At 58.5% G+C, this 15,045-nt stretch carries 14 protein-coding genes; 4 read left to right on the top strand and 10 right to left on the bottom strand.

From position 1 onward, the window contains the following. Window positions 1-96 precede the first annotated feature (96 nt). Window positions 97-1,650 carry a histidine ammonia-lyase gene (gene hutH, locus OHL23_RS22965; RefSeq protein WP_263354372.1) on the top strand — a complete coding sequence of 518 codons (1,554 nt, stop codon included), beginning with the start codon at window positions 97-99 and terminating at the stop codon, window positions 1,648-1,650. 52 nt (window positions 1,651-1,702) lie between these two features. On the opposite strand, the gene OHL23_RS22960 is transcribed toward hutH, so the two are convergent. Next, the gene (locus tag OHL23_RS22960) at window positions 1,703-2,440 is read right to left on the bottom strand and encodes a hypothetical protein (RefSeq protein WP_263354371.1); all 738 of its coding nucleotides are present in this window, start codon (window positions 2,438-2,440) and stop codon (window positions 1,703-1,705) included. A gap of 583 nt (window positions 2,441-3,023) precedes the next feature. On the opposite strand from OHL23_RS22960, the gene OHL23_RS22955 reads away from it, so the two are divergent. Then, window positions 3,024-3,251, top strand: a complete 228-nt coding sequence (locus tag OHL23_RS22955; RefSeq protein WP_263332867.1) for a hypothetical protein — start codon at window positions 3,024-3,026, stop codon at window positions 3,249-3,251. A 125-nt stretch (window positions 3,252-3,376) separates the two neighbouring features. Here OHL23_RS22955 and OHL23_RS22950 read toward each other — a convergent pair whose 3' ends face one another. Next, window positions 3,377-4,051, bottom strand: a complete 675-nt coding sequence (locus OHL23_RS22950) for a J domain-containing protein (protein WP_263354370.1) — start codon at window positions 4,049-4,051, stop codon at window positions 3,377-3,379. Between the two features lie 296 nt (window positions 4,052-4,347). On the opposite strand from OHL23_RS22950, the gene ribB reads away from it, so the two are divergent. After that, on the top strand, window positions 4,348-5,610 hold the full coding sequence (gene ribB / locus OHL23_RS22945) for a 3,4-dihydroxy-2-butanone-4-phosphate synthase (protein WP_396127417.1): 1,263 nt from the start codon (window positions 4,348-4,350) through the stop codon (window positions 5,608-5,610). A 905-nt stretch (window positions 5,611-6,515) separates the two neighbouring features. Here the strand turns inward: ribB and OHL23_RS22940 are convergent. The 8 genes from OHL23_RS22940 to OHL23_RS22905 all read right to left on the bottom strand — a co-directional run bounded on the left by OHL23_RS22940 (window position 6,516) and on the right by OHL23_RS22905 (window position 13,502). Next, the gene (locus tag OHL23_RS22940) at window positions 6,516-7,295 is read right to left on the bottom strand and encodes a hypothetical protein (protein WP_263354368.1); all 780 of its coding nucleotides are present in this window, start codon (window positions 7,293-7,295) and stop codon (window positions 6,516-6,518) included. Between the two features lie 82 nt (window positions 7,296-7,377). After that, window positions 7,378-8,841, bottom strand: coding sequence for an alpha-L-fucosidase (locus OHL23_RS22935; protein WP_263354367.1), 1,464 nt, complete (start codon window positions 8,839-8,841; stop codon window positions 7,378-7,380). Between the two features lie 83 nt (window positions 8,842-8,924). Beyond that, window positions 8,925-9,611, bottom strand: a complete 687-nt coding sequence (locus tag OHL23_RS22930) for a M48 family peptidase (RefSeq protein ID WP_263354366.1) — start codon at window positions 9,609-9,611, stop codon at window positions 8,925-8,927. 87 nt (window positions 9,612-9,698) lie between these two features. Then, window positions 9,699-11,006 carry a metallophosphoesterase family protein gene (locus OHL23_RS22925; RefSeq protein WP_263354365.1) on the bottom strand — a complete coding sequence of 436 codons (1,308 nt, stop codon included), beginning with the start codon at window positions 11,004-11,006 and terminating at the stop codon, window positions 9,699-9,701. 130 nt (window positions 11,007-11,136) lie between these two features. After that, window positions 11,137-11,532 (bottom strand): tetratricopeptide repeat protein, encoded by a 396-nt coding sequence (locus OHL23_RS22920; RefSeq protein ID WP_263354364.1) that lies wholly within the window; start codon window positions 11,530-11,532, stop codon window positions 11,137-11,139. Between the two features lie 27 nt (window positions 11,533-11,559). Then, a complete protein-coding gene (locus OHL23_RS22915) occupies window positions 11,560-12,378 on the bottom strand; it encodes a flagellar motor protein MotB (protein ID WP_263354363.1) in 819 nt (272 codons plus the stop codon). Then, complete coding sequence (locus OHL23_RS22910) at window positions 12,375-13,148, bottom strand: flagellar motor protein (protein ID WP_263354362.1); 774 nt, start codon at window positions 13,146-13,148, stop codon at window positions 12,375-12,377. Before OHL23_RS22910 ends, OHL23_RS22915 begins: the two co-directional genes overlap by 4 nt. Before the next feature lie 81 nt (window positions 13,149-13,229). After that, entirely contained in the window at window positions 13,230-13,502 is a 273-nt protein-coding gene (locus tag OHL23_RS22905; RefSeq protein WP_263354361.1) for a flagellar FlbD family protein, read from the bottom strand. A 232-nt stretch (window positions 13,503-13,734) separates the two neighbouring features. Between OHL23_RS22905 and OHL23_RS22900 the strand changes: the two genes are divergently transcribed. Then, window positions 13,735-15,036: a flagellin N-terminal helical domain-containing protein gene (locus OHL23_RS22900; RefSeq protein WP_263354360.1), complete on the top strand. Its 1,302-nt coding sequence runs from the start codon at window positions 13,735-13,737 to the stop codon at window positions 15,034-15,036. The last annotated feature ends 9 nt before the right edge of the window (window positions 15,037-15,045 follow it).

The following is a 15,045-nucleotide window of genomic DNA, read 5'->3' as shown; positions in this document are numbered from 1 at the left end:
CATAGCAATTAAGCATAGTGGATTATGCCCTTAGAGCCAAGCTGTGCAATGCAACTGCTCTGTACCGCGCCCCGTCCCGGTCTTAGTATCCGGAATATGGAAACTGCAATTCCCAAGGCCACCCTGATAGATCCCCTGATTCTGGACGGCCGCGCACTCACCCTCGCCGAAATAGAATCCGTAGCCTGCAAACTCCGCCCAGTCGCTATCGCTCCGGAAGCCATCATCCGTGTCGCGCAAAGCCGACAGGTGATCGCATCGATCCTTGAGACCGGCCAGACGGTCTATGGTGTAAATACCGGCTTTGGCAAGCTTGCCGACGTCCGCATCCCTGCCGAGCATCTTGCCCAACTCCAGACAAATCTCGTTCGCAGCCATGCCTGCGGTCTCGGCGAGCCACTCTCCGAGCCGGAGTCCCGCGCGATGCTGCTCCTGCGCGCCAACGTGCTAGCCAAAGGGCACAGCGGAATTCGTCCCGAGCTGCTGCAACTGCTCGTAGCCATGCTCAATGCGCAGGTTCACCCTGTAATCCCGGCGAAAGGCTCAGTGGGGGCCAGCGGCGATCTCGCTCCGCTCGCACATCTTGCGCTGGTCGTCATCGGCGAAGGAGAAGCCGTCTACCAGGGCAGGCGAATGCCGGGAGCTGAGGCCCTTTCCGCAGCTGGACTCATCCCATTGACGCTTGCTGCCAAGGAGGGCCTCGCATTGCTCAACGGCACCCAGGCGATGACTGCGGTCGGCGCACTTTCCGTTGTCCACGCCAGCCGCCTCGTGCGCTTCGCTGATCTTGCCGGAGCGATGTCGCTTGAAGCGTTGAAGGGCACGCCGGTCGCCTTCGATCCTCGCATCCACCTGGCCCGGCCCCACGTCGGCCAGATCGCCTCCGCTGCCAATCTCCGCGCGATCCTGGAAGGTAGCGAAATTCGCGAATCCCATATTGCTAACGACCCTCGCGTCCAGGATGCTTACTGCCTGCGCTGCATGCCCCAGGTCCACGGAGCTGTGCGCGGCGCCCTCGACCATGTCGCCAGCATTCTCGAAATCGAATCCGGCTGCGCGACCGACAACCCGCTGGTATTTGCCGCAGAGCAGGGAACAGGGCTGGGAATTGACGCGGAAGTTCTCTCCGGGGGCAACTTTCACGGCGCGCCCCTCAGCTATGCCTTCGACTACGCAGCCATCGCCCTCACGGACCTCGCCAGCATCAGCGAGCGTCGCATAGACCGGCTCATCAATCCCGACATCAACGAGGGCCTTCCCGCCTTCCTCTGCGCGGATGCAGGTCTATCCAGCGGATACATGATCGCTCACGTCACGGCCGCCGCGCTTCTGAACGAATGCAAAGTCCTCGCCCACCCGTCCAGCACGGACTCCGTACCGACTTCCGGCGGCAAAGAGGACCACGTTTCCATGGGTATGACGGGTGCTCTCAAACTTCGTCAGATCGCCCACAATCTCGAGCTCATCCTGGCCATCGAAATGATGTGCGCCGCGCAAGGCCTCGATTACCGACTCCCCCTGCGACCCAGCCCGGCAGTAGCCCGCGCTCAAGCGACAATCCGCAACGCCGTTCCGCACCTCGACGAGGACCGTGTTCCCGCTCCCGATATCGAGGCTGTAGCCAGGCTTCTCCGCTCGAACGCACTTTGACAACTCGGTCAAGTGTCTGAATCAGGCGCTCTGGCTCAGATGTTCTGGCTTCTCACTGGTTCGGTTTCGTCGACCCGCCTGGCTGCGAATTGGCGGGCTGCCCATTTGAGGGTGGTGTGGTGGTCGGGGGTTTGGCTGCGGGCTTGCGCTTTCTGGGTGTCGGCTTCTTTGCCGGTGCGGCGGGAGCCGGAGCAGGCTCGACGACCGGGCACACCGGCGGTTTCGCCTGTACCTTCAATGCAACCTGCAAATCGCCAATCTGCTTCTCCTGAGCTACAGCTCCGTCCTGGATTCGATCCTCCAGGGCATGCCGCGACTTCTCCAGACCAGCAAGCGTCTCCTGGAGCGCAGTGAACTGGTCGCCCGGCGCTGTAACACGAGCGGCGTTGACCACCCGCAATACCACGTCATAGAGAGCATTGATGTTGCGTGAGACAGGCAGCAGTTTACTCGTCGCGCCGGGATTTGCATCTGCAGCTTTCAGCAAATCGGGGAGGGTGGATTCGATGTCCTGGCGGATGGAGTCGATGTTCGCGCCCGCCTCATCGCGTAACGGACCACGCTTCCATTTCTCCATCTGCAACGAACCGACCGTTTCTCGCGTACTATCCAACGACGGTTTCACCAGCGCGGAAACTGCTTCGGATTGCGGTGTTGCACCCGGAGTTGCGGACGGGGTCTGCACCGGTGAACTCTGAGTCGTTGTTGTACCTGCCGCAGCCTGAAGCGCGTAGCCCATTTGAGGCGCGCTGATCGCCGCAAGCACCAGGACAGTATAAAAACCTCGCATTGCACCTGCCTTCCTGTTGTATAGACTTCTCGAATTTCGAAATACTAAACCAGACCCCTTCCGTGCGGTGTGCAATTTAGCGACAGAAAACGAGCGGACTTTCCATTCGATGCACATCCTTACGGAATAGCTTTCATTTCTGGCCCGGCTGGGGCCTGGTAAGTTCCAGAAAAAATCAGCATCCTAACGAGCCGAAAGCTTCGTTTATCAGTATTAACTAAAGAATATAGAGTGCGGTTTCTCATACGCGCGACTGAAAATTGCGAAACGTTTGTCCATTCAGGCGCAACATGGGGTCGCCTCTAGATCTATGCAAAGTGAATAACTATTATTAAATCAATAATATACGAGCAAATAATTCAATCAATTTGTGAGCGGGCTGCAGGTTCATGCGCGACATTTTTCTATTGATTTTTGAACCAAAAATCCCTAAAATAAGAGACTCATAGCTTCCCAGCCCGCGCGTCTATCATGCCCGGTCCAATTAAAGCCCGTTCGCTCCCCTGAAAGTGCTCGACCGACGATGGACTGTTGACGGAAGCTGGAATTTGAAAGTCACCTTTCCAAAGAGGGAAAAAAATCGATGGCAAAGCGTCGTGGTAATCCAAATTGGGGCAAACCTGAGCCTATCGGCCCGGTTGTGCCTACTGTCACCTCCTTCGAGCAAATCGTGAAGGAGTTCAAACTGACTCCGGATCAGTACATCCGTTCCACCCGGCTTCGTGAATGGGCACGCCGCAACCGGAACTCCAAGTACATTCCGGAGGCTCTCCTCGAAGCCTGGGGCTTTGAAATCGAATCTACCCTGTAAGGGCAAGGTTTTAAATGCTTTAATTGATTGATGTAAAGCATTGATTGCAATAGGATAATCCGTAAACAGAAGGCGCTTTCCCGTCGGGGCAGCGCCTTTTCTCTTGCGTCCGCAGCAAACTGGTTTCAGGCTGAGCGCTTCCGCCGTTCTCCCCGTGAGCGCCTTTCTCCAACGCCGTTGCCGCGGGCGTGAATGGACTGGATGGACTCGACGGGTTCAGCCGGTTGATCGCTGCGCGGCTGGTCCGTGGAATAAGGCTCCGTGGCGCTGGTCAGCAGCTTTTGCAGTATCGGAGTACTCATTCGCTGCGTCTCCACGAAATCTACCCCGTCCACGGTCAGCGTGAATTGTGCGTTATCCGCCCGGGCTATGTAGCCCTTCTTTTGGAGATACCAGATAGTGAAATCGAGATATTCGCGCGGAAACCCCATGCGTGCTTCCACTTCGTAAAGCGAAACTTCGGGAGACTCAGGGGTTGTGCGTCGACGGATATACAGCATCGCAAGCACGGCCAGCCGCCGGTTCAACTCGCCTTCTTTATCGTCCATGAAGTCGATGGAAGTGGAAAGCGGCTCTGGCTCTGGAATCCCCGTCTGCCATGCGGTGTCGTACGCTGCGCGACGGGTTGGGTTCGACAGCACGTCATACGCTTGCTTTAACTGGAAGAACTTGTCTGCGTCGCCCGTCTCCGGGTTGTCCGGATGAAGGCGGGTCGCCAGAAACCGGTAGACGCGGTGGATGGTGTCCTGCTCAGCGTTCGGACTGATTTGAAGGAATTCGTAGTGGTTGGGAGGTTTCAAGCGACTCATCTCTTGGAACAAGCGTCTTGGCTATTGGTAACGCGAATTCATTACGAAAGATAGCACGAAGTCACATTCCCGTATACTCAATTTCGCCTCGGTAACCCGTAAGTTGCATAGCCCAGAATCTGCCCGTTCCACCTAGGCGCCGCCCAGTCTTAGCCATTGTTCCGGGAAATTGCCCGCGAATCACGGATGACCTGAAATCCAGCCCACTTCCTGTTGATTTTTGTTCTTGGGCCCTCCGGTGAGAGACAATGAAGCTGCCGGAAGTTCTTACGCATCCCAAGTGTGCCATGTCCAATCGAACTCTTTCCGCCCCATTTGTCGACGTACCGGCCGCCCTGGCGGAATTCCGCGCTGGTCGGATGCTTGTTGTCGTTGATGACGAAGACCGGGAAAATGAAGGCGATCTCACCCTTGCTTCCGACTTCGTGACCCCGGAGGCCATCAACTTCATGGCCAGGTTTGGCCGCGGATTAATCTGCCTCACCCTCACAGAAGAGCGGGCCGACTACCTGAATTTACTGCCGATGACCCAGCAGAACTCCTCCCGTTTCGGGACTGCCTTCACAGAAACCATTGAAGCGCGGGAGGGAGTCACTACCGGCATTTCGGCCGCCGATCGAGCCCACACCATCCGCACAGCCATAGCGTCGGGCGCGACGGCGTCGGACCTCGCCCGTCCTGGCCACATCTTCCCGCTGCGTGCCCGCAAGGGCGGGGTTCTCGTCCGCGCGGGGCAAACCGAGGCGTCTGTTGATTTGGCTCGGCTCTCCGGGCTTACGCCGTCGGGGGTTATCTGCGAGATCATGAACGACGACGGCACTATGGCCCGCGTTCCGGATCTGGTCCGATTCTGCGCCGAGCACGGCCTCAAAATGCTCACCGTCGCAGAACTCATCCGATATCGTCTGCAGAATGAGAGATACATTACCCGCGCGGCGGAGAGCCAGATCCGGACCCGTTATGGCGACTTCCGCATGATCGCTTACGAGAGCGAGGTCAATGGCGGCGAAAGCCACGTGGCGCTGGTTCACGGCGCGCTCTGCGGGCAGGTAAGCGAACAGGGAAGTTCGTTGGACGGCGGAAACGGCCCCAACGCGTCTGAGAGCGCAAATCCGAGCGCAAAGCCGGTTTTGGTCCGCGTTCACACGCGCTGCACTGCCGGCGACATCTTTGCAGCCGACTGCAACTGCCGCGAGATCCTCGATCAGTCGATGCGCATGATTGTCGAGGCCGGCTGCGGCGCGATCCTCTATCTGCACAACACCAGCCGGGGATTCGAAATCGACGCGACGCCGAAGATCAAAGACGACAGGGCGAAGCTGCTGCTCCACTCCGATTTGCGCGCGATCGAGGCTCACGAAGACCGGCACAAGCGCATCGTCCGCGCCGTAGGTCTCGGCGGCCAGATTCTCTTCGACCTTGGTATCCGGCGAATCCGACTGCTGTCGAATACGCCGATGCATATTCCAGCTTTGGAGGGGTTTGGCCTGGAGATTGTCGAGCAAGTGCCGATCCCCGTGGCGAGTACAGCTTCGGTCTGCGCCTCGTAGCGAGTCCGTTCCGGTTGTCCTTCCTATCGCGATCTATGGGTCTTGTGCAAAGCGAAAGGGCGGCCATCTCTTGCGAGCGGGCCGCCCTTCCTATCCGATTTTTTGAAGCTTTGGTTCGGCTTCCAAATCGCAGCGTTGTTATCTTGGAGTTATCCAGTCACCGCGAACTTTCGCTCGCTTTTCCCTAACTTCTCCGTGACCCCACGCGCTGCAAGAGCTTTCTGGTTCCCACCCTCCGCTACCCAGTTACCCGGATAGCTTCGCGAGTCTCGTTGCCGATTCTCCTGGCGGCTCCTTGTCTACTCTCTTCTGCTGGAAGATCTCTCTTCCGGTGAATTGATAGTACCGCGAAACTTAGTGAAGTGTGTATGTTCCGTGAAATTTTATTATGTGGAAATTGTTCAGGTTATGTGAATAACTTCCGAAGGGCAAGGTAAGTGTAGGAAGTGGAAAATGACCGTAAAGATTGGCGTGCGAAGTACAGTAAGTTAATTTTCCAGGTACAAAGCGAGAGGGCGATCTTCCTTGCGGAAGATCGCCCTCTCTATCCGAATTTTTTGAAGCTTTGGTACGGCATCCAAATTACAACGCTGCTATCTCGTCCTCCTTCGGTTCCCGCGAACCTAAGTCCGCGTTTCCCTCATTCCTCCGTGACTACACTCGCTGTAAGAGCTTCCCGGTCCCCATCCTCCACCACCCAGTTACCCGGATAGCTTCCTGAGTTTCGTTGCCGATTCTCTCGATGGCTCCTTGTCTACTCTCTTCTGCTGGAAGATCTCTCTTCCGATGAACTGATAGTACTCCGGAACTAAGTGGGGTGTGCAGGTTTTTAAGAAGATTTTTTATGTGGAAATGCTGTATTTACAGTGGAAAATATTCGCTGCGCTTTGAAAATCTGCCGGAGCTTACGGCTGTAATCCGAAGTGGGGTATGTCGTCGTTCATGGAGAAGACGTCTTTCAAGTTGTCCTCGAAGGGAAAGACGTGGATCATCCAGGTAAAGACGTGCGGATAAAAGACGCCGCCTTCAGCCCTACATGCTTCCGCAGTGTTGATTGAGCCGAACATGCCGAACTTCGGATGCTGGCCGAAATATTCCTTGACTCGATCTGCCGGAGCCGCGCAGAAGTTCGTATGTTCGTGCCACCTTACGACGCTGAGCGGGATTCGGTCGTTCAACTCATCTTCTGTTGCATACGCACTGGCGGTGAACATCACCCCTTCCAACTTGTAATGCTGCTTCGGCGTCTTGAAATAGAGCAGGGAAGATGGCCTGGTAGGGTCGAAGTGGCGTTCGGCTTCCTGAATGTTGGCCTGACTGTTGAAGTGTGACTGGGGCTGATCCACTTCCGGATTCCCGATCACGTAGCCGTCGGCCAGGGCCTTCTTGTAGTCCCGGTATCGCTCGATAGAGGAACGCACCTGCGCCACGATGGCCTTGACCTTTTCTTCGTCGCCGGGCTGCCTGGGCCGCGGAGGCGTGACGTACATGTGACCCGCCATCGCCGCCATGCTGGGTCCCATGTCTTTCATGTCGGCCATGCTGTCTTTGTTCATTCCGGGCATGTTGGCCATTGAGTCGGATTGTTGCTGCGGGTAGGCGGAAATTGCGGCCAGAGTGAATACCCCGCAGAAGAAGGAAAGGAAAAGAAAACGGCTGGCTGTGTCCTTTATCAGCGTCGACATGCGGCAATTATGCGCGCTGGAGCGGTCGGCAGGAATATCCAGTCTTCGGGCATTGATACTGGCCACTCCAGGTCAATTGTCATTACTGGTTATAGACGCCGAGGTCTGCAATATGTGGAGCGTCGTGGCCTGACTCAATTGTCAGCCGGACCTGCGATGAGGTCACGCGCGGAATCCGATGGATCGCGACCGGAACAGGGACGCCGCCCTCGACGAGAGTCGTCCAATCGTGGCCATTCCACGCCTGAAATTTGTAACTCTTGATCCGGCTTTGCTTGTAGTCATCCCATTGACCGACCGGCTCGACGAGCGACAACACGTTGAAGCTTTGTTCCTTTTTCAGGTCGACCTGCAGCCAGGCCGAGGTCAATCCGTCATCCGGATTCCAACTCGATCGAAAATCGCCATCATTGGCCAGATCCGGTCCAACAGTGTCGGGATAGGAGCTGGCTTTGATAGGCTTGCCGGTCGCGAGATTCGGGGTGGTAATCACGATGTGTTCGCTGATCTTCTCGGCAGGTCCGGGATGCTGCCACGCTTTGCCGATCTCCTCCAGCCTCGCGACGACATTGGGCGCGAGACGCCCTTCGCGATTCGGAGCCGCGTTGAGAATCAGGTTGCAGTGCCTGCGGTTTAGGGGAACCAGCCACTCGTCCACTACAGTTGCAGTCGGCTTCAAGCGACCGTTGGCGTCGCTCTGCTTCCAGAACCATCCATCGGTCAATGTCACGCAGGAGAAGGCGGGAAGATCGCTCCCCGGCGGTACTTTTTGCCCGGCATTCTGTTCAAAGGCCTTCAAGTCGCTGTAATACAAACCGCCTGCAGGGAACTGACTTGCATTCAGATCCGAAACGAGGCAGTCGGGCTGCATGGACTTGATGTGTTCGTAGATCTCGGTGAATGGCATCTCTTCGTAGGTGATGCGGCTCCATGGAGCGTTCCATCCGTCGATGATCAATGCGTCCACAGCACCGTAGCCGGTGAACAGTTCGGTCAGTTGATCTTTCACCAGTTGAATCTTGTCGTGCGTGATGTTGAAGTGGCGGATGTCGTCCCGCATGTCCAGAATCGAGAAATAGAGCGCGACTCGCAGATTCGCCTTGCGGAACGAGTCGACATACGCGCGCACAACATCGGTCTTGTGCTGCGTCAGGCGCACGCTTGCGCTTTTGGTGGCCGTCGGCCAGATGCAAAAGCCGTCGTGGTGCTTCGTCGTAAGACAGCCCCATGTCATATTGGCGGATTTCGCCGCCGCGGCCCATTGGTCCGTGTCCAGAGCAGTGGGATTGAACTGGTCGGCGGGCGATGTGGGATCGCCCCATTCGCGATTCTGGAAGGTCGCCATATTGAAATGCACGAACATGCCGAAGCGAAGGTCGAGGAATTGCTGCTGCAATTCAAGCAATGGCCTGCCATGCCGCGCGGATGGCGCAGGAGCGGGTTCCTGGGAAGCTTGCACTGCCGAAGCTTGTGCCGCCACGGACGGAATCATCGCAAGGGATGCAGTCTTGGCCATCCATTGGCAGAAATCTCTTCTAGTCGTCATGGAAATCCTTTGCTGTCCTCTAAAGAGCCCGGAGCGCGAGTGCAGTCGAGGTCATCGCACAATTCTATTGCAATGACAAGCGCTTAAAGTCGTTTCAAAAATGCTAGCGCCACGTCCAACTGAGGGAACATCCGCTCGTCGGCCTTGAAAGCGGCGCTGTGTACGCAGCGCCGGGTGCCGCGTACGCTGACCGGATGCTTGAGGTGCAGCATCTCGTGGTAGAGCAGGTATTCGATGGCGTACCGCGGGCTCGATGGGCGGTCGAAGACGCGGCTTACGACAATGGTGTTGTGCGCGGCATCGTAATGGCCCAGCAGGCGCTTCGCATGGTGCTCGCTCCAGGTGAGTTGCGGGCGGCCGAGCAGGCCGTGGAAGAATCGCTCGTTGAGGGAATCGAAGACTTCGTCGAGGTTGTAGTAACGGCCCTCGGGGCCGGTGAAGCGTTTAGTGCCACGCGCGTAGCGAATCTGCTCCGTCTGGCGTGCGACGGTTTCGCTGTACTGGAAGCGCTTGTAGCGGTGGTTGTGCGCGGCGCTGATGGGCTTTTTGTAGATTTTGGCGATCAGAATGTGCGCGATGGCTCGCAGGACGGATTCCGGTGCGCCCTCGAGGAGATCGGAGAGGCTGACGTGGAGCGAGCCCTCGCGCAGCCGGATGGTCGTGTTCAGAGAAACGAATCGCCGGAAGCGGATATGGAATGGGGGCATTGGCGCGCGCGGTCGCAGCGCCCGATACTCCTGCTCAAAGATGGAAACGACGTCCTCAGCCACCAATTCGCAGATTAGCACATGGCGGCTAGCCAGGGCGATGCGGGGCGCAGAGATTGCTTATGCGCTCTGCGCCCCGCATGTGCTCTTCTAGCTGATGGTGCGGGCTGCCAGGTTGATGGTTACGTCGTCGTCGGGGGTCTTGGTGGTGCCGCCGTCGGATTCGGGGTGGAATTCGATGGTCATCGTCTGCGCGTTCACTACGATGCGCAGATAACCGTAGTCGGTGTCGTCGTAGCTTTCCAGCGTGAGTGTGCTGTCGATCTGGAAAGGGGTGCGGATGGTTGCGCGCATCTTGCTGAGGGGCGAATGGCCGCCGCAACCGGCGACAATGTAGGGAATCTGGTATCCGTTCACGGTGCGGGTGTACCGCTGGTAGTTGTGGGAGTGACCTGAGAGCACGGCGTGCGGCCACACTCCGGCCGCGGTGCAGGCTTTGTCGATGTCCTGAAGCATGAGCGGGCTGCCGCCGTGCTCGGAGCCGCCGGTAAAGGCGGGGTGATGCGTGGCGATGATGAGCGCCCCGGTGTAGTTTTCGCTCTTGACGCGGTTGAGCGCGGTGGTGAGGAAGGTGATCTGGCACTGGTCGAGGGTTGGATAGGTTCCGTTCTGGTCGGAGATTACGCCGGGATCTTCGAGGACGTTGCTGTAGAGGCCGAGGATCCGTACAAAGGGGGCGTCGAAGGTGTAGTAGACGCCTGGTTGAATCATCGTCGTCCGGTCGAGGTCGCCCGCATTGGGCGAAGGGCCGGGCGTCGCGGCGCAGAAGTTGGCCAGATATGCGGCAAGCGTTGGGGCGGGATCGCCGGGATAGACGATTCCGTCATGATTGCCCGCGATGCCCAGAATCGGGACGGGGTAGTTTCGGTAGGGCTCGAAGAACTGGTCGTAGTAGTACGCAGCCTCGCCGAAGTAGTAGACCACGTCGCCGAGGTGGTAGTAGAAGGACGGGACGTCGGCGGCGTTCGCTTCAGTGAAGTCGGAAACCATCTTGTCGGCTACGAGGGACTGCGTGCCGGGTCCCTTGACGCTGCCGGTGTCGCCGACGCTGTGAAAGACGATCTGGCCGGCTGCCTGGATGGTCTGCGTGATGGTGGCGCCCTGACTTCCGTAGACCTGCGCCAGGGTCAGGATCGGTTCGGCATCGGTCGTTGCGGGCTGCGGCACCGGCTGGACTCCGGCGACATCCGGCTCGCTCGAATCTGTCACCGGATCTTTGAACGTGGTTGGATCCGGGGAGGGAGTTGGCTGACCGAAAACAGGTTGGCCGCTGGCTGGCGGCGTCGTCCCGCCTCCGGAACCGCCGGTACTGCTGGGCGGCGAGACGGGGTCAGTCGAACCGCCGTCGCCGGGCTTTGGGGTGGGATGATGCTTGGATTTTTTTTCGGGCGAGGCCATCGTTGAATCCTCCTGCCGAGGCAGTATACGCAGATCAGGTGACTGCTGAGATGAAAGAATGTTGAACGCGATGCCGGGCGTGTAAGTCGGATGGTGACTTGAGTTACTGCGGGGAGCCAAGCGGAGAGTATTACGCGAATGGATTGTGCGCTCGCGCGGGGTCTGACTCTGGCGGCGCGGCGAGCTGCTGCTTCCATTCGAGAATCCGCGCCCGCGCTGCCGCGGCTTCTGCTTCCGGAACATGGCCGGCCTTTTGCAACGCGATAGACAGGCTGGTGTGCGCCAGCGGGTCTTGCGGGGTTAGAACGGTTAACGCGAGCGCAGCTGCAACGGCGGCCTCGAATTGCTCCGCGTCTCGCAGGGCGCGAATCAGGCCGTGATGCGCCTCAATGTGGCCGGGATCGGCGGCGATGGCAGCGCGGAAGGCCTCGGCTGCGGCTGAGGGGTTTCCGGCAGCGAGCAGGTCGAGTGCCTGCTGCGCATGTTTGTCGCCGTGGGATGGCTCGAGTTCTGAGGGCGTGGCCACATCCTTATCGTAACAAGCGCGAAAAGGTTAATCCGTGATCTTGCGCCATGCGGCTTTTGAGGCGTCGCCATCGGGCGCGGCCAGATTCACGCGTGTCTGAGGCATGATGACGAGATCGACGCGGCGGTTTTCGGCTCGGCCAGCGGTGGTGTCGTTGGTTGCGACCGGGTGATATTCCGCGTACCCGGCTGCGGAGAGGCGTTCGGGCGGAATGTTGCGGGTGTCGACGAAGATGCGCGCGATGCGCGTGGCGCGGGCCGAAGAGAGTTCCCAGTTGGAATCGAACTCCTCGTTATGAATCGGCACATTGTCCGTGTGACCCTCGACGCGAATGTCATAAGTAGTCTTGCCCAATACGCCTGCGATTGCACGCAACACAGGTGTTGTCCCAGGATGAGGTGTTGCGGAACCTGAGTTGAAGAATCCGGCTTCGCGCAGGCTGATGACGAGGCCATCTTTACCCATCTGGATGGAGACCGTGTGGTCGGCGATCTGGCTGGAGAGCATCTTTTCCAACTGCTTCTGAATGCTGGCAAGATCTTCCTTGACCTGCGCGGGGCGCAGCGCATCCTCGCTCATGACGATGTTCGCGGGAGAGCCCTGCTCGCGGCTGATAGCCGAGACGTTTTTCAGGTCCACGCGATTGCGCGTGGCGTCTGGAAACAGCGCAAGCGCGTGAAAGGCCGAGTCAATTGCCTGCGCCACCTGTTGCTGCTTCTTCTGGTCCGCCTTTGAAGAGGCGTACAAGACCACGAAGAACGCAAAGAGCAGCGTAATGAAGTCCGCGTAGGAGACCAGCCAACGCTCGTGATTGACGTGGCTCTGACGCCGTTCGCGCCGCCTCATGCGGCTTGCTCCCGCGTCTCCTGCTCGCGTTCTTCGAGGAAGCCGCTCAGCTTCACCTCTAGCATGCGTGGATTGGTGCCTTCGAGGATGGAGATGACGCCTTCCAGCATCATCTCCCGGCGCTGATGCTCGTCGCGAACGCGGATGCGCAGTTTGCCGGCTGCGGGAAGAAAAAAGAGATTGGCTGCGGCGACTCCGTAAATGGTGGCTACGAAGGCGACGGCGATTCCTTTGCCGACTTCTTCGATCTTGTCCAGATGCTGCATCACCTGAATCAGCCCGAGCACTGCACCCAGAATACCGACGGTTGGAGAAAAGCCTCCTGCGGACTCGAAGACTGCCGGAATGCGATCCTCGCCCTCGGCGCGAGAGTCCATGCTCAGCAGCATAATCTTGCGCAGTTCCGCGGGTTCCGTGCCATCGACGGCGAGCGTGAGTGCCTGGCGCAGAAATGGCTCTTCGATTTTTTCGAGATCGCCGTCGAGCGAGACGACTCCCGAGCGCCGGGCCTTATTGGCAAAGGCCACCAGCGTTTCTATGAGCTGCAGGTTTTGATCCTGGGGATGAAAGAAGACATGAGCCAGCCTGCGGAAGGCATCGAGGACGGTCTTCAGGGGAAATTGCAGCAGAACCGCACCCAGCGTCCCGCCAAAGACGATCATCGCCGCCGTGGGCTGGAAGATCTGCCCGAGGTTGCCGCCCTCCAGCAACAGCCCCGCGATGATTCCCACTATCGCGAGCAAGACTCCGCCGAAACTTGCTTTATCCATCGTTACATCCTCGCAGGATCAGGAATGAGGACAGCCATTGAGCGCCTGTTCTCATCCCGGTTGGTTGTTCAGGTTCTTGTTTCAAAGTTCTTGTGCGCTAGATTCGAGGGTGAGGCTCGCCATCGCCACGACCCGATGCAAGTCGGCCGGTGCTTTCATGCGCGTTGCCACGGCTGCGAGCAGCGATGCGCGATATGCGAGCACCTTCTCGACAATCTCCGCGCAACTCTCGCGAATGATGAGCTTTTCCCCATGAATCAGAGTCAGCATGGTGTCGGGGGAAGCCTCGGCGATCTTGATCAGATCGCTGTTCAATGTCATGTGCATACCATTGAGGCGCGTTACTTCGATCATCTGGATGCGGTCTCCTGTCTTCGGACCTATCGGCAGGAGTCGGCGATTGGAATAGTCTTCGGCGGTAATTGATTTCGAAACCGGCTGCGATGCCGCATCGGCCTAAAGTGATTTGAGCCATCGCCGATAGGAAAGCCAGATGCGGCGGTTGGCATCCTGCAGGGCACCCATGTTGTGGTGGGGCTTGCGGAGGAACCAACAGCAAATTCACGCATCGACGAGGAGTCACCCCATGTCATTGGGAGTACTGAATAACATTGCCGCGATGTCCGCGGAGAACGCTCTTAACAACACTTCGAACAGCCTGAACACTGTGCTGCAGCAGTTGTCCACCGGTTCGAGGATCAACTCAGGCGCCGATGACGCCGCGGGTCTTTCGTTGATCAATGGCCTGCAGGCCAATTCGACTGCCCTGGCACAGTCGCAAACCAACGCCACCGAAGGCGTGGGTCTGCTGCAAGTCGCCGATGGAGCCCTTTCGCAAGTGACGAGCCTGCTCAACCGTGCCGTGACGCTGGCTACCGAAGCCTCGAACGGCACCCTCAACGGCACACAGGATGCTGCCGCCAATCAGGAATACCAGTCGATTCTGTCGGAAATCTCGAACATCGGCTCGACGACCACCTATAACCAGAATGCAGTCTTCGGCTCCAACACTGGCATTTACACCGGCGACTCGTCGACCACGGGAGCGTCGATCGACCAACTGAGCATTGGCGGGCTGTCGTCCAGCGATCTTGGACAAACCAACGGCCAGATGAGCTACTCCTCCGGCCAGAGCGTGTTTGTCGATCTATCGACCGCCACGGTGAACGCGCAATCGACCGACGCAGTTACCGCAGGCAGCTCGCTCACCGTCACCTACGACGTAGGCTCCACATCAGGTCCGGTCACAGCTACGGCGACGATCGCAACCGGCGGCACAACCGGCTACGCGAACACCGTAGAGGGCATGATTCAGGCCATCAACGGCTCCGGCCTGGGCTTGACGGCCTCCTTCTCAACCGCAGGAGCGGCCGGAGATGCAGCGCCAACAAACAACTCCTCCGATACTGGCATCATGATTACCGGTGATGTTCAGATCACGGCGCCGACGGCCACCGGCCAGACCGAGGTTGCCCAGGGAACGACGGCGCTTGCCGATACATCCGCTGGCACGGCCGCAGTAGCGGCTGGAACCACGGGAACCGCGACGATCAGCTACACGGCAGGCAATGGCCAAGATCTCTCTACAACCAACCTGTCCACCTCGACCGCTGCGAAATCGGCGCTCACCGCGATCAACACGGCCATCAGCGACGTAGCGGCCCAGGACGGCTACGTGGGCGCGCAGATCAACACGCTCAACTCGGTCAGCTCCGTGCTCAGCACGCAGCAGCAGAACGTCACCTCGGCGCAGAACGCGGTCCAGGCCACGAACTATGCCACGGCAACCTCCGACATGTCCAAGTACGAGATTCTGAGCCAGACGGGCATCTCCGCCCTGGCGCAGGCCAACAGCGTGCAGCAGGAAGTGACCAAGCTGCTGCAGTAACCCCAACGA

It is taken from the genome of Acidicapsa acidisoli, assembly GCF_025685625.1.
Taxonomy (GTDB): domain Bacteria; phylum Acidobacteriota; class Terriglobia; order Terriglobales; family Acidobacteriaceae; genus Acidicapsa; species Acidicapsa acidisoli.
The sequence above is the reverse complement of the archived record's forward strand: the minus strand, read 5'-3'. Positions and strand labels throughout refer to the sequence as shown.

What these genes read in the sequence shown, in the direction of transcription:
- hutH (WP_263354372.1), top strand. Translation starts at nt 97, where the DNA reads ATGGAAACTGCAATTCCCAAGGCCACCCTGATAGATCCCCTGATTCTG.
- OHL23_RS22960 (WP_263354371.1), bottom strand. Translation starts at nt 2,440, where the DNA reads ATGCGAGGTTTTTATACTGTCCTGGTGCTTGCGGCGATCAGCGCGCCT.
- OHL23_RS22955 (WP_263332867.1), top strand. Translation starts at nt 3,024, where the DNA reads ATGGCAAAGCGTCGTGGTAATCCAAATTGGGGCAAACCTGAGCCTATC.
- ribB (WP_396127417.1), top strand. Translation starts at nt 4,348, where the DNA reads ATGTCCAATCGAACTCTTTCCGCCCCATTTGTCGACGTACCGGCCGCC.
- OHL23_RS22940 (WP_263354368.1), bottom strand. Translation starts at nt 7,295, where the DNA reads ATGTCGACGCTGATAAAGGACACAGCCAGCCGTTTTCTTTTCCTTTCC.
- OHL23_RS22935 (WP_263354367.1), bottom strand. Translation starts at nt 8,841, where the DNA reads ATGACGACTAGAAGAGATTTCTGCCAATGGATGGCCAAGACTGCATCC.
- OHL23_RS22925 (WP_263354365.1), bottom strand. Translation starts at nt 11,006, where the DNA reads ATGGCCTCGCCCGAAAAAAAATCCAAGCATCATCCCACCCCAAAGCCC.
- OHL23_RS22915 (WP_263354363.1), bottom strand. Translation starts at nt 12,378, where the DNA reads ATGAGGCGGCGCGAACGGCGTCAGAGCCACGTCAATCACGAGCGTTGG.
- OHL23_RS22910 (WP_263354362.1), bottom strand. Translation starts at nt 13,148, where the DNA reads ATGGATAAAGCAAGTTTCGGCGGAGTCTTGCTCGCGATAGTGGGAATC.
- OHL23_RS22905 (WP_263354361.1), bottom strand. Translation starts at nt 13,502, where the DNA reads ATGATCGAAGTAACGCGCCTCAATGGTATGCACATGACATTGAACAGC.
- OHL23_RS22900 (WP_263354360.1), top strand. Translation starts at nt 13,735, where the DNA reads ATGTCATTGGGAGTACTGAATAACATTGCCGCGATGTCCGCGGAGAAC.